At 55.8% G+C, this 15,892-nt stretch carries 17 protein-coding genes and 1 riboswitch; of the genes, 12 read left to right on the top strand and 5 right to left on the bottom strand.

The genetic code is table 11. The features are described from left to right. The first annotated feature begins 27 nt into the window (after nucleotides 1-27). The 7 genes from mrdA (at nucleotide 28) to lipA (ending at nucleotide 7,833) form a co-directional block, all read left to right on the top strand. Nucleotides 28-1,932, top strand: a complete 1,905-nt coding sequence (gene mrdA, locus CKQ53_RS10355; RefSeq protein WP_085652126.1) for a peptidoglycan DD-transpeptidase MrdA — start codon at nucleotides 28-30, stop codon at nucleotides 1,930-1,932. 8 nt (nucleotides 1,933-1,940) lie between these two features. Further along, nucleotides 1,941-3,053, top strand: coding sequence for a peptidoglycan glycosyltransferase MrdB (gene mrdB / locus CKQ53_RS10350; RefSeq protein WP_085652125.1), 1,113 nt, complete (start codon nucleotides 1,941-1,943; stop codon nucleotides 3,051-3,053). A gap of 9 nt (nucleotides 3,054-3,062) precedes the next feature. After that, on the top strand, nucleotides 3,063-4,121 hold the full coding sequence (rlpA, locus tag CKQ53_RS10345) for an endolytic peptidoglycan transglycosylase RlpA (protein ID WP_094117655.1): 1,059 nt from the start codon (nucleotides 3,063-3,065) through the stop codon (nucleotides 4,119-4,121). A gap of 171 nt (nucleotides 4,122-4,292) precedes the next feature. After that, the gene (gene dacA, locus CKQ53_RS10340) at nucleotides 4,293-5,504 is read left to right on the top strand and encodes a D-alanyl-D-alanine carboxypeptidase DacA (RefSeq protein WP_085652123.1); all 1,212 of its coding nucleotides are present in this window, start codon (nucleotides 4,293-4,295) and stop codon (nucleotides 5,502-5,504) included. A 117-nt stretch (nucleotides 5,505-5,621) separates the two neighbouring features. Further along, nucleotides 5,622-5,885 carry a DUF493 family protein YbeD gene (gene ybeD, locus CKQ53_RS10335; RefSeq protein ID WP_026738925.1) on the top strand — a complete coding sequence of 88 codons (264 nt, stop codon included), beginning with the start codon at nucleotides 5,622-5,624 and terminating at the stop codon, nucleotides 5,883-5,885. A gap of 98 nt (nucleotides 5,886-5,983) precedes the next feature. Next, nucleotides 5,984-6,694: a lipoyl(octanoyl) transferase LipB gene (gene lipB, locus CKQ53_RS10330; RefSeq protein ID WP_208640000.1), complete on the top strand. Its 711-nt coding sequence runs from the start codon at nucleotides 5,984-5,986 to the stop codon at nucleotides 6,692-6,694. A gap of 173 nt (nucleotides 6,695-6,867) precedes the next feature. Beyond that, the gene (gene lipA, locus CKQ53_RS10325) at nucleotides 6,868-7,833 is read left to right on the top strand and encodes a lipoyl synthase (protein ID WP_085652121.1); all 966 of its coding nucleotides are present in this window, start codon (nucleotides 6,868-6,870) and stop codon (nucleotides 7,831-7,833) included. A 101-nt stretch (nucleotides 7,834-7,934) separates the two neighbouring features. On the opposite strand, the gene tatE is transcribed toward lipA, so the two are convergent. Both tatE and CKQ53_RS10315 read right to left on the bottom strand, forming a co-directional pair. Further along, nucleotides 7,935-8,141: a twin-arginine translocase subunit TatE gene (tatE, locus tag CKQ53_RS10320; protein ID WP_026738922.1), complete on the bottom strand. Its 207-nt coding sequence runs from the start codon at nucleotides 8,139-8,141 to the stop codon at nucleotides 7,935-7,937. A gap of 135 nt (nucleotides 8,142-8,276) precedes the next feature. After that, the gene (locus CKQ53_RS10315; RefSeq protein WP_085652120.1) at nucleotides 8,277-9,083 is read right to left on the bottom strand and encodes a deaminated glutathione amidase; all 807 of its coding nucleotides are present in this window, start codon (nucleotides 9,081-9,083) and stop codon (nucleotides 8,277-8,279) included. A 94-nt stretch (nucleotides 9,084-9,177) separates the two neighbouring features. After that, a riboswitch (Fluoride riboswitch) is annotated at nucleotides 9,178-9,238 on the top strand. A 72-nt stretch (nucleotides 9,239-9,310) separates the two neighbouring features. Here CKQ53_RS10315 and crcB point away from each other — a divergent pair. Next, nucleotides 9,311-9,694, top strand: coding sequence for a fluoride efflux transporter CrcB (crcB, locus tag CKQ53_RS10310; RefSeq protein WP_085652145.1), 384 nt, complete (start codon nucleotides 9,311-9,313; stop codon nucleotides 9,692-9,694). A 47-nt stretch (nucleotides 9,695-9,741) separates the two neighbouring features. Here the strand turns inward: crcB and cspE are convergent, their stop codons facing one another. Then, entirely contained in the window at nucleotides 9,742-9,951 is a 210-nt protein-coding gene (cspE, locus tag CKQ53_RS10305) for a transcription antiterminator/RNA stability regulator CspE (protein WP_026738919.1), read from the bottom strand. Nucleotides 9,952-10,501: 550 nt separating this feature from the next. Between cspE and CKQ53_RS10300 the strand changes: the two genes are divergently transcribed. Genes CKQ53_RS10300 through CKQ53_RS10285 form a run of 4 tightly spaced genes read left to right on the top strand, consistent with a single transcriptional unit; the run spans nucleotide 10,502 to nucleotide 12,875 of the window. Next, on the top strand, nucleotides 10,502-10,861 hold the full coding sequence (locus tag CKQ53_RS10300) for an ArsC family reductase (protein WP_094117654.1): 360 nt from the start codon (nucleotides 10,502-10,504) through the stop codon (nucleotides 10,859-10,861). 1 nt (nucleotide 10,862) lies between these two features. Continuing rightward, nucleotides 10,863-11,990: a succinyl-diaminopimelate desuccinylase gene (gene dapE / locus CKQ53_RS10295; protein WP_094117653.1), complete on the top strand. Its 1,128-nt coding sequence runs from the start codon at nucleotides 10,863-10,865 to the stop codon at nucleotides 11,988-11,990. Then, nucleotides 11,987-12,661, top strand: a complete 675-nt coding sequence (locus CKQ53_RS10290; protein WP_118894965.1) for a M15 family metallopeptidase — start codon at nucleotides 11,987-11,989, stop codon at nucleotides 12,659-12,661. Before dapE ends, CKQ53_RS10290 begins: the two co-directional genes overlap by 4 nt. Before the next feature lies 1 nt (nucleotide 12,662). Beyond that, complete coding sequence (locus CKQ53_RS10285) at nucleotides 12,663-12,875, top strand: YpfN family protein (protein WP_085652116.1); 213 nt, start codon at nucleotides 12,663-12,665, stop codon at nucleotides 12,873-12,875. Between the two features lie 145 nt (nucleotides 12,876-13,020). Here CKQ53_RS10285 and ypfH read toward each other — a convergent pair whose 3' ends face one another. After that, nucleotides 13,021-13,704: an esterase gene (ypfH, locus tag CKQ53_RS10280; RefSeq protein ID WP_118894963.1), complete on the bottom strand. Its 684-nt coding sequence runs from the start codon at nucleotides 13,702-13,704 to the stop codon at nucleotides 13,021-13,023. Between the two features lie 158 nt (nucleotides 13,705-13,862). After that, nucleotides 13,863-15,872, bottom strand: a complete 2,010-nt coding sequence (locus CKQ53_RS10275) for a tRNA(Met) cytidine acetyltransferase TmcA (protein ID WP_094117734.1) — start codon at nucleotides 15,870-15,872, stop codon at nucleotides 13,863-13,865. Between the last annotated feature and the right edge of the window lie 20 nt (nucleotides 15,873-15,892).

Genomic DNA, 15,892 nt, shown 5'->3' with positions numbered 1-15,892 from the left:
ATGAACTATCAGAACTGATCCTGCCGGATGAACATAGAGCGTAAACCTTTTCGTGATTATACGGCTGAGTCAGCCCTGTTTGTACGCCGCGCGCTGGTGGCGTTTCTGGGCATTCTGCTGCTGATCGGCATCCTCGTTGTCAATCTGTATCATCTACAGATTTCACGCTTTGACGACTACCGCACCCGTTCCAACGAAAACCGAATCAAGCTGGTTCCTATCGCGCCCAGTCGCGGCATTATCTATGACCGCAACGGCACGCCGTTGGCCCTTAACCGGACCATTTACCAGCTAGAGCTGGTCCCAGAAAAGGTCAACAACCTCGAAGCGACGCTGGATGCCCTGAGGCCTATCGCCGATCTTACCGACGAAGATCTGGATAACTTCCGCAAAGAGCGCAAGCGTTCGCGCCGCTTCACCTCCATCGCGGTGAAAACCGGCCTGTCCGATGTGCAGGTCGCCCGCTTTGCGGTGAACCAATACCGTTTCCCTGGCGTGGAAGTGAAAGGCTACCAGCGCCGCTATTACCCCTACGGTTCTGCGCTGACCCACGTCATCGGCTACGTATCCAAAATCAATGACCGGGATCTCGACCGGCTGGCCAAAGAAGATAAGCTCGCCGACTATGCGGCCACGCACGACATCGGCAAACTCGGCATCGAGCGATATTACGAAGACATGCTGCACGGCAAACCGGGCTATGAAGAGGTTGAGGTCAACAACCGCGGCCGCGTGATTCGCCAGCTGCACGAACAGCCGCCGCAGGCCGGCAAAGATATCTATCTGACGCTAGATTTGAATCTGCAGATCTACATTGAAAAACTGCTGGAAGGCAGCCGTGCGGCGGTCATCGTTACCGACCCGCGCGACGGCGGTATTCTGGCGATGGTCTCCACGCCCAGCTATAACCCGAACCTGTTTGTCGACGGCATTTCCGGTAAAGATTACCGTACGCTGTTGAACGACCCCAACCGCCCATTGATCAACCGCGCCACGCAGGGCGTCTATCCGCCCGCGTCGACCGTGAAACCTTATATCGCGGTTTCCGCGCTGACGGCGGGAGTGATTACGCCCAATACGTCGTTGTTCGACCCCGGTTGGTGGCAGCTTCCCGGCTCGGAAAAACGTTTCCGCGACTGGAAAAAATGGGGGCATGGCCGTCTGAATCTGACCAAGGCATTGGAAGAGTCGGCGGATACCTATTTTTATCAGGTGGCCTACGATATGGGCATCGACCGCCTGTCGGAGTGGATGAGTAAATTCGGCTACGGCGACTATACCGGTATCGATCTGTCTGAAGAGCGCGCCGGGATCATGCCGACGCGCGACTGGAAAATGCGACGGTACAAAAAACCGTGGTATCAAGGCGATACCATCCCGGTCGGCATCGGTCAGGGTTATTGGACCGCGACGCCCATTCAGATGCTGAAAGCGCTGACGACGCTGATCAATGACGGTCAGGTCAAAACGCCGCATCTGCTCGCCAGTACGCAGGAGCATGGGGTCAAAGTACCTTTTGCCCAGCAGGAGCACACGCAGATCGGCGATATTCACTCCGGCTACTGGGAACTGGTCAAAGATGGCATGTATGGGGTCGCCAACCGCGCCAACGGCACCGCACACAAAAGCTTTGCGGACTCACCGTATAAAATCGCGGCCAAGTCCGGTACGGCGCAGGTGTTCGGCCTGAAGGAAAACGAGACCTATAACGCCCATAAAATCGCTGAACGGCTGCGCGACCACAAGCTGATGGTCGCCTTCGCCCCTTACCACGACCCGAAAGTGGCCATGACCATTATTTTGGAAAACGGCGGCGCCGGACCCGCAGTCGGGACTATCGTGCGTCAGATCCTCGACCATATTATTTTGGGCGATAACAACGTCAATCTCCCGGTCGCGCCTCCCGCGCCTCCCGGCAGTGAAACTGAGTAGGCAAATTCATGACCGATAGCCAACAAAAAGGCTCAATCTGGACCAAAATCCACATTGATCTCCCGTTTCTTCTCTGTGTACTGGCACTGCTGTGCTACAGCCTGGTCGTGATGTGGAGCGCCAGCGGACAGAACATCGACATGATGGAGCGCAAAATTGCTCAGTGCGTGCTCGGCCTGATTGTGATGATCATCATGGCTCAGATCCCGCCCCGAGTGTACGAAGGGTGGGCGCCTTATTTATATGTGGTGTGCGTTATCCTATTGGTTTTGGTGGATGTGTTCGGGCAAATCAGTAAAGGCGCACAGCGCTGGTTGGATCTGGGCGTGGTGCGGTTCCAGCCGTCCGAGATCGCCAAAATCGCGGTTCCGCTGATGGTCTCGCGTTATATCAACCGCGATATGTGCCCTCCCTCGTTGAAAAATACCGCCATTGCGCTGGCCTTGATTTTCGTACCTACGTTACTCGTGGCAGCGCAGCCTGACTTGGGGACGTCGATTCTGATCTGCGCGTCAGGCCTGTTCGTACTGTTTCTTGCGGGTATGAGCTGGCGGCTGATTGGCTTTGCCGCGCTGCTTGTTGCGGCCTTCATTCCCATTTTGTGGTTCTTTTTGATGCATGATTATCAGCGCGACAGGGTGATGATGCTGCTGGATCCGGAGAGCGATCCGCTGGGAGCCGGGTATCACATTATCCAGTCAAAAATCGCCATCGGCTCCGGAGGCCTTTCCGGCAAGGGCTGGTTGCAGGGAACGCAGTCGCAGCTGGAGTTTCTGCCAGAGCGCCATACCGACTTTATCTTTGCCGTACTGGCGGAAGAGCTCGGCCTGATCGGCGTGCTAATCCTGTTGACGCTCTATCTGTTCCTGATTATGCGGGGTCTGGTGATCGCCGCCAATGCGCAGAACTCCTTTGGCCGCGTCATGGTCGGCGGATTGATGCTAATCTTCTTTGTCTACGTTTTCGTCAACATCGGGATGGTCAGTGGTATTCTGCCCGTGGTCGGTGTCCCGCTGCCCTTGGTCAGCTATGGCGGATCGGCTCTGGTGGTCTTGATGGCGGGATTTGGTATCGTCATGTCGATACATACTCACCGCAAAATGTTATCCAAAAGCTTATAGAGGTGGGCAATGCGTAAGAATTGGCTAGGGGTTGTAGCGCTCGGTCTGGTGTTGTCCGGCTGTAGCACCGAGACGGAACAGGTGAGGCCTGCGCCAGCACCGACAGTTTATCACGGTCCGGTGGAAGAGATTGGCGGCGCAGAACCGCGCTATGAACCGTTTAACCCCTCCACAATGCAGGATTACACCGTTAACGGCCGCAGCTACAAGATTGTCAAAAACCCGGAGAACTTTAGCCAGACCGGTTTGGCGACATGGTATGGCGAAGAGCTTTCGGGCAACCGCACTTCCCTCGGCGAAGAGTTCGATCCCAACGCGCTCGCCGCCGCGCACCCTACCCTGCCGATCCCCAGCTATGTGCGCGTAACCAACCTCAGTAACGGCCGCCAACTGGTGGTTCGCGTCAATGACCGCGGCCCTTTCACGCCCGGTAGAATTATCGATTTAACGCGCGCCGCGGGTGAACGACTGAATATCTCCAACAACACCCGAGTGAAGGTCGACTTCATCAGCGTCGCCCCCGACGGTACGTTGTCAGGTCCGGGCACGGTCGGCACGCGTGTCGCCAAACAGAGTTTTGCCTTGCCTGAACGCCCTAACCTCAGCGCAGGTGGAATGAGCGCGCCGGTCATGACCTCGGCAACCGGCAGCAATACACCGCCCGCCGCTGCTGACAGCGTTTCCGACAATGCCGTTTCGACGGTGTCTCCAACGACTAACGCCGCACCTAGCGGCGGATTCCTTGGCGCGCCGCAGCCGCTGCGCAGCGGCGTTCTCGAAACGCCTCAATCAACGGCGTCCACCTCAGCTTCACCTGCGGTGGCGACGACGCCCGCCGCCGCAAACGGCAACGTCGTGGTTCAGGTCGGCGCGCTCAAAGACTCACAGCGCGCCGATGCCTGGCTAAACAGCCTGAAGAGTCGCTTCAATGTCCAAGGCAATGTCACGCAGAACAACGGTTTGTATCGCGTTCAGCTAGGTCCGTTCACCAGCCGACAGCAGGCGGTCGAACTACAGCAGCGACTGGCAAACGAGGCACAGCAACAGTCTTTCATCACGACGCTGTAAACCGTGACCATCCGGGGAATCGAAAGTGACATCGCCTTTCCCCGTCAAAACGTCGCCCGGCGGGACCCTTCGGCAAAATTGCGTAACGTATTATCTGATGCCGCCCATGATCTTCATCTGCTATAGTGTGACTCGTTTTTAACTCATACCCATGGATGTTGTTGTTCCATCATGAATACAGAAACCACAACTCGTTTTATGCCACGCATCGTGCTGGGCTCACTGCTGGCACTCTGCGCATCGACCTTCGCCCACGCCGACGACGTCAACCTCAAAACCATGATCCCCGGTGTGCCGCAGATCGACGCCGAAGCTTATATTCTGATTGATTACAACTCGGGCAAAGTGCTGGCGGAAATGAACGCCGACACTCGTCGTAATCCGGCCAGCCTGACCAAGATGATGACCAGTTATGTCATCGGGCAAGCCATCAAGGCAGGAAAAATCACGCCTAACGATGTTGTGACCATTGGCAAAGATGCCTGGGCGACCGGCAACCCGGAATTCCAGGGATCGTCGCTGATGTTTCTGAAGCCCGGGGATCGCGTCAGCGTTTCTCTGTTGAACAAAGGTATTATTCTCCAGTCGGGCAACGACGCCTGCGTCGCTATGGCGGACTATGTTGCCGGCAGCCAGGACTCGTTCGTCAATCTGATGAACAACTACGTCAAGGCGCTGGGCCTGCAGAATACGCAGTTTAAAACCGTACACGGGCTCGATGCCGAAGGGCAGTACAGTTCGGCTCGGGATATGGCGCTGATCGGCCAGGCGCTGATCCGCGACGTACCAGATGAGTACGCGACCTATAAAGAGAAAGAGTTCACCTTCAACAACATCCGTCAGACCAACCGCAACGGCCTCCTGTGGGACTCCAGCCTGGCGGTGGACGGGATTAAAACCGGCCATACCTCCTCTGCTGGCTATAACCTCGTCGCCTCGGCGACCGAAGGTCAAACTCGACTGATTTCTGCCGTATTGGGCGGCCGGACCTTCAAAGGCCGCGAAACGGAAAGCAAAAAACTGCTCACCTGGGGCTTCCGCTTCTTTGAAACGGTAGCACCGCTGAAATCCGGCAAAGAGTTCGCTTCAGAACCCGTTTGGTTCGGCGATAGCGATCGCGTTGCGCTGAGCGTTGAAAAAGATGTCTACATCACTATTCCGCGCGGCCGGATGAAAGATCTGAAAGCCAGCTACGTGTTAAACAACACCGAACTGCATGCCCCGTTAAGCAAAAATCAGGTCGTCGGCACCATCAACTTCCAACTGGATGGCAAGACCATCGAACAGCGCCCGCTGGTGGTAATGAACGAAGTGAAAGAAGGCGGCATTTTCAGCCGACTGATGGACTACGTGAAACTGATGTTCCACCGCTGGTTCAGCTAATTTTTCCTTGTTTTCGGGCATAACGCCCCCATATCACACGGATAAATACACTCCCGCCTCGGCGGGAGTTATACTTTTTAGGGTCTTACCGTTAGAAAACCACTCTGGAGTGTCTTAATGAAAACCAAACTCAACGAACTGCTTGAATTCCCGTGCTCCTTTACCTACAAGGTGATGGGTCTGGCACAGCCGGAGCTCGTCGATCAGGTGGTTGAAGTCGTGCAGCGTCATGCCCCTGGCGACTACACGCCGCAAATCAAACCCAGCGCGAAGGGTAACTACCACTCGGTCTCCATCACGATTAACGCCACGCACGTCGAACAGGTTGAGACGTTGTATGAAGAGCTGGGTAAAATCGATATCGTGCGTATGGTGCTTTAATTTCGTCGACGCGTTCCATCATCGGAAGGCTGACAAGCGCTATTCGTCCCCACGGCGGTATCCCGTATACTGACCGCCATACATTCTCGACTCTGAAGATGACGCCAGTGGAACAAGACAAGATCATCATACGTCAGCTAGGCATACTCCCATACGAGCTGGTATCCCTGGCGATGCACCATTTCACCGAGCAACGCGACGGCAGCAGTGCCGATGAGCTCTGGCTGGTTCAGCATTCCCCGGTGTTCACCCAGGGACAGGCGGGCAAAGCGGAACATGTGCTGATGCCGGGAGATATCCCGGTCATCCAGAGCGACCGCGGCGGGCAAGTCACCTATCATGGCCCGGGCCAGCAGGTGATGTATGTGATGATTGACATTAAACGCCGCAAAGTCGGCGTCCGCCAGTTGGTCAGCGCCATTGAACAAACCGTCGTCGATACGCTGGCGCATTTCGGGATTGAAGCTCATGCTCGCCCCGATGCCCCCGGCGTATATGTCGGCGATAAAAAAATCTGTTCCCTCGGACTACGTATTCGACATGGTTGCTCTTTCCACGGTCTGGCGCTAAATATTGCGATGGATCTGTCGCCTTTCCAGCGTATCAACCCGTGCGGTTACGCCGGTATGCAAATGACGCAGATCGGCGACCTCGTTCCCGGCGCCACCGTTGAAGACACCGCGCCCATTTTGACCGCCGCCTTTATGCGGCTGCTCGGCTACACAGAGAGCGAATGGGTGGACTGGGTATGGGAACAGCAGGGAGAACCGCAGCCGATGGCGTGGTTTTCTCGATCTCACCCGGCATAATCATTACATTTCATTTACACTAATGATGCTTTTTGCCCGCTCAAGGGCTGATTGTCACCGGGCAATGATGATATAATTTTGTGAGTTTTTTAAAAAAAAGTTTAACGACTTACGCGATTCATGAATTAGTTGTTAATTCATGACAGCGATTCAGAACTGGAACTTACGCAAACATGAGTAAACCGATTCAGATCGAACGTGGCGTAAAATACCGCGACGCCGACAAACTGGCCTTGATTCCTGTACGGACCGTTGCCGTTGAACGCCAGGATATGCTGCGCAAACCCGAATGGATGAAGATTAAACTCCCTGCCGACTCAAGCCGGATCAAGGGAATTAAAGACGCCATGCGCCGCAATGGACTGCATTCGGTTTGTGAAGAAGCCTCCTGCCCTAACCTGGCTGAATGTTTCAACCACGGTACGGCCACCTTTATGATCCTCGGCGCAATCTGTACCCGCCGCTGCCCCTTCTGCGATGTTGCGCATGGCCGACCGATCGCGCCCGACGCTAACGAGCCGGAAAAACTGGCGCAGACAATCCACGACATGGCGCTGCGTTATGTGGTCATCACCTCGGTAGACCGTGATGACCTGCGCGATGGCGGCGCTCAGCACTTTGCCGACTGTATCAGCGCTATCCGCCGTAAAAGTCCGCAGATCAAAATCGAAACGCTGGTGCCAGACTTCCGCGGCCGTATGGATCGCGCGCTGGAGATCCTGAACGCCAGTCCGCCGGACGTCTTCAACCACAACCTGGAAAACGTGCCGCGTCTGTATCGTCAGGTCCGTCCCGGCGCCAACTATGAGTGGTCACTCAAACTGCTCGAAAACTTCAAGGCCGCGCATCCGGACATCCCGACGAAATCTGGCCTGATGGTTGGACTAGGCGAAACCAATGCAGAGATTGTGGAAGTGATGCGCGATCTGCGCCGTCACGGCGTGACGATGCTGACGTTAGGTCAATATCTGCAGCCTAGCCGCCATCACCTTGCCGTAAAACGTTACGTTCCGCCGGAAGAGTTTGAGGAGATGAAACAGGAAGCGCTGGCGATGGGATTCACCCATGCCGCTTGCGGGCCTTTCGTACGTTCGTCTTACCACGCTGACCTGCAGGCCAAGGGCGAAGAAGTCAAATAGCCCGACTGTCCGGCAATAAATGATTACAGTTTGCCGGTGTAGGATCAGGACTGAGCGGACGGGATCCCGTCCGCTACACGCCCGGCATCATCGAAAACAAATTATTCTTTGTTACGCACGTCGTTGAGCGCAGCCGGTTCTTCCGGAGTCTGCGTTTTAGCCGTAGTTTGATCGTCGTTCATGGCTTTCTTGAAACCTTTGATCGCCGCACCCAGGTCGCCACCGAGGCTACGCAGTTTGTTGGTGCCGAAGAGCAGAACGATCAATGCGCCAATCACCAACAGTTTGGCAATGCTGATACCTTCCATAAATACCTACCTGATTTTATACGCTGGGACAGCCAGCACTTGTGCCTTGTCCCGTTTTAAGACGGCCTTCATCATAATACAACGGTCATCTGTAACAAAATAAGACCGGCACTCCTGTCCCCCCGACGTGATCCATTAGCCGAGGTTACCTTTACAGCGTAATACAGGCGGTTCGAAGCGGCTATGATTCAGAACAGGTAATTGACGGCGCACCCGTTGAATTCGTTCCAGACTGAGTTCGGCAAAGAGCAATGCGGGTTCTTCCGTCGCCTGTGCGACAACGATCCCCATCGGATCCACGACCATGCTGTTACCAATATTCTTCACGCCACACTCGCCAACGGCGATCAGGTAACAGGTATTTTCCAGCGCACGGGCTCGGTTTAAAAGCTCCCAATGCATCTCTTTATGCGCTCCCTTGACCCAGGCGGCGGGAAGTACCAACACATCGGCGCCTTTATTCGCCAGTACGCGCGCCATCTCCGGAAAACGGAGATCATAGCAGACCATCATACCGACCTTTACTCCGTCGATGTCGATCACCGGAGGAAGCGCTTCCCCAGGCGTGACCCGTTTAGACTCTTGCCATGAGAATGCATCGTACAGATGGAGTTTGTGGTAATGCGCCAACACTTCTCCCTGACGCAACACCAGCAGCGTGTTGTACACGCGCCCCTCTTCTGCCGGCGTGTGAAGGGTAAAAACTACGGTGAGAGATGACGATTCGCTGGCCGCGAGCAACTGGCTCACGAAAGGTCCATTTAACGGCTGCGCGTGATTGATTCCCCACTCAGCATCAGCGTTATCTCGCGCCAATACCGCCTCCGGCAGCACGAGCAGGCGAGCCCCTGCGGCCGTGGCGTCGTGCATCAGGCTAATGCACGTATTCGCGTTATCTTGCCACTGCCGATGGACGGCAAACTGACCCAACGCAACTTTCATAGCATTCCCTCACTCGGTGAGTCATTCACCACGATGAACCGGCAACCTACGCTCTTTGCTACAAAAACGCAGTGCTAGCGGGTAAACTTTGGATAATTGCAACGGAGATGACATTCCTCCATAACCGCCTTTTGGCTGATGATGTCTACGCCTCCTCGAACCAAGGACGTAGCGTATGCCTATCCTTTCGAGATTAGCCCAACTTGCTGTGGAAATAAAAGATGTCCATGTACGCTAATTTATTGGCTGTGTTTTTTGGTGGTGGCATTGGCTGCGTCGCGCGCTGGCTGCTCAATCTGCGTTTCAACAACGGCACATCGGAAATACCGATCGGGACGCTGATGGCAAACCTGATTGGCGCGGCAATCATTGGGGCAGCAGCAAGCTATTTTGTTCGTTTACCGGATTTACCTTCGCATTGGAAACTGGTGGTGACGACCGGCTTTTGCGGCGGCTTAACGACGTTCTCCACGTTCTCGGTGGAAATGCTGGGAATGATTCAGGAAGGTCAGTGGTTAACGGCAGGGATCTATATGGTGTTGAGCTTTGTCGGTTCGCTGGCGCTGGCCGCGCTCGCTTTTTCTGTTGTCAGTTGGCTGGCTGCTCACTGAAAAATAAAAACCCGCCAATGGGCGGGTTTTTTTAGAAATCGGTATAATTAAATAGCGATAACGTTAGCAGCAGAAGGACCTTTTGCACCGCTAGTGATTTCAAACTCTACACGCTGACCTTCAGCCAGAGTTTTGAAGCCATTGCTCTGGATGGCAGAGAAGTGTACGAACACGTCTTTGCTACCATCTTCAGGAGTAATGAAACCGAATCCTTTGGACTCATTAAACCACTTAACGCTACCTGTAATCTTAGACATCAAACTTACCTTTAACATGAATGAAAGACACAAACTCTGTGTCATGCACAGTACAGCAATAGATGAAGCATTTGTCCAGCTGAACATCGACGAAATGCAATAAAAAGCATTAAAAAATTCGACCAGCGCCTTTTATGACCGGCATTCGCGCGCGATATGCTTTTTACAACTATCTGACGCCATTTTTTATTCATTTTTTGGGATAAGGAAAAATCACTCAGAAGAGGCCGTCAAAGGCGATACCGCATTTTTAGCTAAAAGCGCAGTGTGAAATTCATACAGCGCGCCCCACGCTACGCGTCGATCTCAAAGTGGCAGAGGATAATCAATAGGCCTCAAATAATAGCCTCTTTTATTTACTCAGGTTTCCTCATTTGTTCATCGACCGCCACTCCGACACCGGATAAATGATGACCCGCCCACTTCCCACTTCCAGTCACGGCGCCTGACTTTACATAAAAACGCCAACAGATTGGTATGGCATCGGACCTAAATTAAACGGTATGATCTGCATACTAATTCCTAATAAAAAACAAAGGGTTTATTAGCCATGACGACCATGTACGGTATCAAGAACTGTGACACCATCAAAAAGGCCCGCCGTTGGCTGGAGGCCCACCAGATTGACTATCGTTTTCATGACTACCGAACAGACGGACTGGACGATGCTCTGCTGCAATCGTTTATCGACAGCCTCGGCTGGGAGCCGTTGGTCAATAAGCGCGGTACGACCTGGCGCAAGCTGGACGAAGCCCGGCGCGATGCGATCGATAATTCCGCCGCGGCAAAAGCTGTTATGCTGGAGCAGCCAGCGCTGATTAAACGTCCTTTGTTAGTGACCGAGGATGGGAAAACGCTGCTTGGTTTCAGCGAAGATAGCTACCAGCAATTTTTTGCGGAGGAGAAATAACGTGTCCTGCCCCGTCATCGAACTTGCGCAGCAATTAATTAAACGTCCGTCCCTCAGCCCCGACGACGCAGGCTGTCAAACGCTCATGATTGAACGTCTCGAGGCCATCGGCTTCACCGTCGAAAAGATGAACTTCGGTGAAACACAGAACTTCTGGGCCTGGCGTGGAACGGGAGAAACGCTGGCCTTTGCCGGTCATACCGACGTGGTTCCCAGCGGAGACGCCAGCCTGTGGCAACATCCTCCCTTCGAACCCACTATCAGCGACGGCATGCTGTATGGCCGTGGCGCGGCAGATATGAAAGGCTCGCTGGCGGCCATGGTCGTCGCCGCAGAGCGTTTCGTCGCCGCAAATCCCCAACATAAAGGCCGACTCGCCTTTTTGATTACTTCCGACGAAGAGGCTGATGCGACGCACGGCACCGTCAAGGTGGTCGAAGCGCTGATGGCGCGTCAGGAACGTCTGGACTACTGCCTGGTCGGTGAGCCGTCCAGCACCAGCCGAGTGGGCGACGTCGTCAAGAACGGCCGCCGCGGCTCGATTACCGCCAACCTTCGTATTCACGGTATTCAGGGACATGTCGCCTATCCGCACCTGGCGGACAACCCTGTCCACCGTGCGCTGCCGGCATTGAATGAGCTGGTTGCCACCGTATGGGATGAGGGCAACGAGTTCTTCCCGCCCACCAGTATGCAGATTGCCAATATCAAAGCCGGTACCGGCAGCAATAATGTGATCCCCGGCGAACTGCAGGTCCAGTTCAATTTCCGGTTCAGTACGGAACTGACGGACGAGATCATCAAACAGCGCGTTGCCGAGCTGCTGGACCGTCATCAGCTAAACTATACTTTGGACTGGTGGTTGTCGGGTCAGCCCTTCCTGACGGCGCGCGGTGCGTTAGTGGATGCCGTCGTCAACGCGGTCGAGCACTACAGCGAATTAACCCCCCAGTTGCTCACGACCGGCGGCACCTCGGACGGACGCTTTATCTCCCGGATGGGCGCGCAGGTGGTGGAGCTGGGGCCAGTGAACGCCACTATTCATAAAGTGGACGAGTGCGTGAACGCAGCCGATCTACAACTGCTGAGCCGGATGTATCAACGGATTATGGAGCAACTGATCGCATGATCACCCGCGCCATGCTGACCGGAAAACAGCATCAGCATCTGATGACGCTGACAGGACAGCATCGCCTACAGGCCGAAGCGGTCAATGCCTTTCGGGCGTTGCAGCAAGAAGCGCGACAGGCGGGATTCAATCTTCAACCCGCCAGCACATTTCGCGACTTTGAGCGTCAGCGGCTGATATGGAACGGTAAATTCACCGGACAACGGCCGCTGTTATCGCACGACAGCCAACCGGTGGACGCACTATCGCTGGATGTTCCTGAACGCTGTGAGGCGATCCTACGCTGGTCTGCCCTGCCGGGAGGAAGCCGCCATCATTGGGGCACCGAACTGGACGTATACGATCCCGATCGGCTGCCATCAGGACAGTCATTGCAGCTCGAACCGTGGGAATATGAATCCGGCGGTCATTTTTTCGAGCTCAATCAGTGGCTGACCGAACACATGGGGACGTACGATTTCTATCGTCCGTATGCCCATGACAAAGGCGGCGTCGCCATTGAACCCTGGCACATCAGCTATCTACCGCTGGCCCGCGAGGCCATGATGTTGCTGTCGCCAGAGATCATTATTGAGGCTTGGGAAGGTGAGGACATCGCGGGTATTGACTGGCTGAAACCCCACCTTCCCGCGCTGTTCACTCGATTTATACACGCTGTCGATGAGGCATAATATGGCATGGCTGGCTGATTACTGGTGGATCATTCTGCTGATTCTGGTAGGGATGTTAATTAATGGGATCAAGGATTTAAGTCGCGTAGATCACAAACGATTCCTGAAAGACAAGCCTGAACTTCCGCCTCACCGCGACAACAATGCGCAGTGGGATGAAGAAGACGATTGGCCGAAAGATAAGCAACAAGATAAAAAACAGGACAAAAAGTAGTTTTCCATCCTGTTTGACCTTCTTTCGCTACAACCGCGAAAACCGCAGGCGCGGAGCTGACTGCAACGCGCCTCACCCGCCTTTCTTGGCTGAGAGCCCCCCGCCTAAACGACGTAAACCTTCAGGACAGAGATGCTGCGAAGGCTTAACGAAAGGCGATCAGCTCTCCGCGTTTCCCCTGCACCGCCTCATCCCAGTATCGCTGAGGAATGTAATACCGGAGGCGGTCTAAGGCGAAGTCCATCATGCGCATATCAATGGCGTGGCCTAAACTTGGGACCAAATCCAGCGTAAAATCCGCTCCCAGCATTTGCAGCCGCTGTGCCGCCAGAGACGCATGCTCGGATGAGATCACCTGATCGTCCTCGCCGTGCAGTATATGCACCACGCTATCATCCGGCAGCGGTTGTTCCGGCGGCGTCGCGTAGCGGCCGCTGAAGATTACGGAGCGCCCGGCCAATTTCGGTTCCGCCTTCAGGGCTTCAAGGATCATAATCGCGCCCTGCGAAAACCCCACCAGCGCCGTGTGGCTCGCATGGATACCGCTCTGCGCCTGCCAAGAGCGAATGGTCTCAATAAAATCGGGTAGCGTGCTCTGAATACGCTCGGATCGATTCGCCTCGGTGATCGCCTGCACGGAGAACCAGCGGCGATGGCCATCGTCGCCTTTCGGGCTGCCCACGCTAATGACCAGCGCTTCTTTAAAGGCATCGGCGAAAAAGCGGCCGATCTCAGCCATCGACGCCGGGTTGTCCCCTACGCCATGAAACAGCAGGAATAACTGCCGGGGAACGGAAGGTTGTTGTACCACAACGTATTCGTGTTTCATCTGTTCTCTCCTACGAGCTGACGTCTGAGCCTATTGCTTCACTATACGCCCGCCGCTCATCGCCCAATATTGAGGTTTATTGAACGAGTTGTTGCATAATCCTGCACGGCATCATCATCGCGCGCAGAAGCGTCAACAGAGTTAACAGAAGAGAAAAACTAAGCCAGCCACTGCCGCGCGCGTTGGAGAACAGCGTTATCGCAGTGAGCCAAAGCCTCTGCGGTTTCTTCGCGCCAGCGACGCAGCAAGGCTTTTTTTCCGCTTAGCCCCAATCGCTCGACGCATTGGCTCTCTTGCGCGCCGTCATCCAGCCACAGTCTGAGCGCAGGCAGCGCCAGGGAGGTATACGCCAACAGTCGGCACAGCGAGGCTAGGCTCGCCTGAGGAGAACGGTGGGCGAAAGCAAATCCACACAGATTAAGCCAGTCGGCGTCATCCAACGCGCTATCGTCGTCAAGCTCAATATTCAGCGTCAGCGGGATATCCCGTCGTAACCAGCGCCAGTCACGAGCCAGCTGGCGCGCGGCCTCTCGCGCCAGCGTCTTGCCGGCATCGCTCAGCGGTAATAACGCCATCGCGCTGTAGCAGCCGCTGCTGGCCTCAATATGACTGCCGATCCGCGCCAGACGAAAGCCGCAGTGCCGCCAGAACCGCCACAGCTCAGGTTCGTAGCCGAAACTGACCGACAAAAAGTCCATGCCCTCTTGCTCGCCCTGCCGCTGGTGTTCCCGCACTAATGCTTGTCCGATGCCTTCTCGTCGCGCAGAAGGCAGCACCGCAATCCGGCTGATCCGCCGGGAACGCAGCTGCGGCGCCATCCACAGATTGCCGTGAGCCGCCAGCGACTGGGCGACCAGATTGCCGCGCGGCCGCCGACGTCCGGCCCACACATCGCGTGCCAGCCCAACATCTAGCCCGCCTTCGTCCACCGACCAGATGATGCCGCACAGGCTGTCGCCGCTACGGGCCGTGGCAAGGTGCATACCGGGGGCATCCAGCAGGCGACGCAAGTCCAGCGGGGACGTGCGATAGTGGGCGCTACACAGCAGGCCGTAACACTGTTCCAGACGAGTCGGAAAGCGAGTCCATCCGGCTGCCTCATTGCTAACCAAAGTGACAGGCGACGTTGAATGTTGCCCCGCCAGACGGTTTTCGGCCTGAAACAGCATGACGCGATCCAACAAGCGTTCCAGCGGATCGTCGGTGGCCCAGCGTAACGGCTCACTCAGTTCCAGCATTTGACAGTCCGGTAGTCCGGCACAAAATTTAAGCCAGAAACCGCGTCCGGTCCCTTCGTAGCCCAGCACCGTGGTCGTCATGAGCACGTGGGGGAAATAGGACAACATGTCAGTGAGGACCGAAGAGGGGATCGCCGCCGCCTCGTCAATTAGCAGCCACTCCGCGCCGCCGCCGTACTGACGGCAATGTGCCAGCAGGTTATCCGGCGACCAGAATGAAACCGCATCGCCCGACTGTCTGAGCAAGACATCGCTGGCCGCGCGGGAAGGTGCAACCACCCAGCAGCGATCGCGATATTGTTGAGCGAACAGGCCTGCGACCGTCGATTTCCCTCGCCCTCGCGGCGCGGTGATCACATAGACCGCATGCCGGGCAGCCCGTAGCTGCTGCAAAATATCCTGCTGCCCTTGCGTGGGCATGCCGTCCGGCACATGCCAGGCTGGCCGCGCGCAACGCGGCGTCAGGCTCAACGGCATCGACTGGCGCCAAACCACAGCATCCCCATCAGACAGCAGCGCTTCACGCAAACGGTGGATAAACGCGGGCGTCGCGATTGGCGTTGCGCTTTCACTCCAGCGTAGGCTGTCCGCATCCGGACAATGCGGCCAGCTCTCCCAATCGGGCACCAGCAGCAGCAGCCAGCTTCCGGCTTTGAGGGTCCCCGCCAAAATCGCCAGCGCCTCGGCGTCCACTCCATCGTGAGCATCAAAAACCGCGTGCAGGAACTCCTGCCCCAACGTCCCTTTCAGTTGAGACGCCGCCATCGCCGATTCTGATGCCGTCTTGCCGACCCACGGCCAGTCGCCGGGGAGCGCCTGCCGCAACATCCGAGCCTGTTTTACACACCATTCGCGATCGCCGCTGATCGTCAGCACGCGGCGAATACCGGCCTGCGACAGCGTCGATTGTTCGGCGACAAGCGCGTCGATAACGGTAACTGCAGTGTCCG

The organism is Lonsdalea britannica (assembly GCF_003515985.1).
Taxonomy (GTDB): domain Bacteria; phylum Pseudomonadota; class Gammaproteobacteria; order Enterobacterales; family Enterobacteriaceae; genus Lonsdalea; species Lonsdalea britannica.
The sequence above is the reverse complement of the archived record's forward strand: the minus strand, read 5'-3'. Positions and strand labels throughout refer to the sequence as shown.

What these genes read in the sequence shown, in the direction of transcription:
- tatE (WP_026738922.1), bottom strand. Translation starts at nt 8,141, where the DNA reads ATGGAAGGTATCAGCATTGCCAAACTGTTGGTGATTGGCGCATTGATC.
- CKQ53_RS10290 (WP_118894965.1), top strand. Translation starts at nt 11,987, where the DNA reads ATGATCACCCGCGCCATGCTGACCGGAAAACAGCATCAGCATCTGATG.
- CKQ53_RS10300 (WP_094117654.1), top strand. Translation starts at nt 10,502, where the DNA reads ATGACGACCATGTACGGTATCAAGAACTGTGACACCATCAAAAAGGCC.
- lipB (WP_208640000.1), top strand. Translation starts at nt 5,984, where the DNA reads ATGACGCCAGTGGAACAAGACAAGATCATCATACGTCAGCTAGGCATA.
- cspE (WP_026738919.1), bottom strand. Translation starts at nt 9,951, where the DNA reads ATGTCTAAGATTACAGGTAGCGTTAAGTGGTTTAATGAGTCCAAAGGA.
- crcB (WP_085652145.1), top strand. Translation starts at nt 9,311, where the DNA reads ATGTACGCTAATTTATTGGCTGTGTTTTTTGGTGGTGGCATTGGCTGC.
- rlpA (WP_094117655.1), top strand. Translation starts at nt 3,063, where the DNA reads ATGCGTAAGAATTGGCTAGGGGTTGTAGCGCTCGGTCTGGTGTTGTCC.
- ypfH (WP_118894963.1), bottom strand. Translation starts at nt 13,704, where the DNA reads ATGAAACACGAATACGTTGTGGTACAACAACCTTCCGTTCCCCGGCAG.
- CKQ53_RS10285 (WP_085652116.1), top strand. Translation starts at nt 12,663, where the DNA reads ATGGCATGGCTGGCTGATTACTGGTGGATCATTCTGCTGATTCTGGTA.
- ybeD (WP_026738925.1), top strand. Translation starts at nt 5,622, where the DNA reads ATGAAAACCAAACTCAACGAACTGCTTGAATTCCCGTGCTCCTTTACC.
- mrdA (WP_085652126.1), top strand. Translation starts at nt 28, where the DNA reads ATGAACATAGAGCGTAAACCTTTTCGTGATTATACGGCTGAGTCAGCC.
- lipA (WP_085652121.1), top strand. Translation starts at nt 6,868, where the DNA reads ATGAGTAAACCGATTCAGATCGAACGTGGCGTAAAATACCGCGACGCC.
- CKQ53_RS10315 (WP_085652120.1), bottom strand. Translation starts at nt 9,083, where the DNA reads ATGAAAGTTGCGTTGGGTCAGTTTGCCGTCCATCGGCAGTGGCAAGAT.
- dacA (WP_085652123.1), top strand. Translation starts at nt 4,293, where the DNA reads ATGAATACAGAAACCACAACTCGTTTTATGCCACGCATCGTGCTGGGC.
- mrdB (WP_085652125.1), top strand. Translation starts at nt 1,941, where the DNA reads ATGACCGATAGCCAACAAAAAGGCTCAATCTGGACCAAAATCCACATT.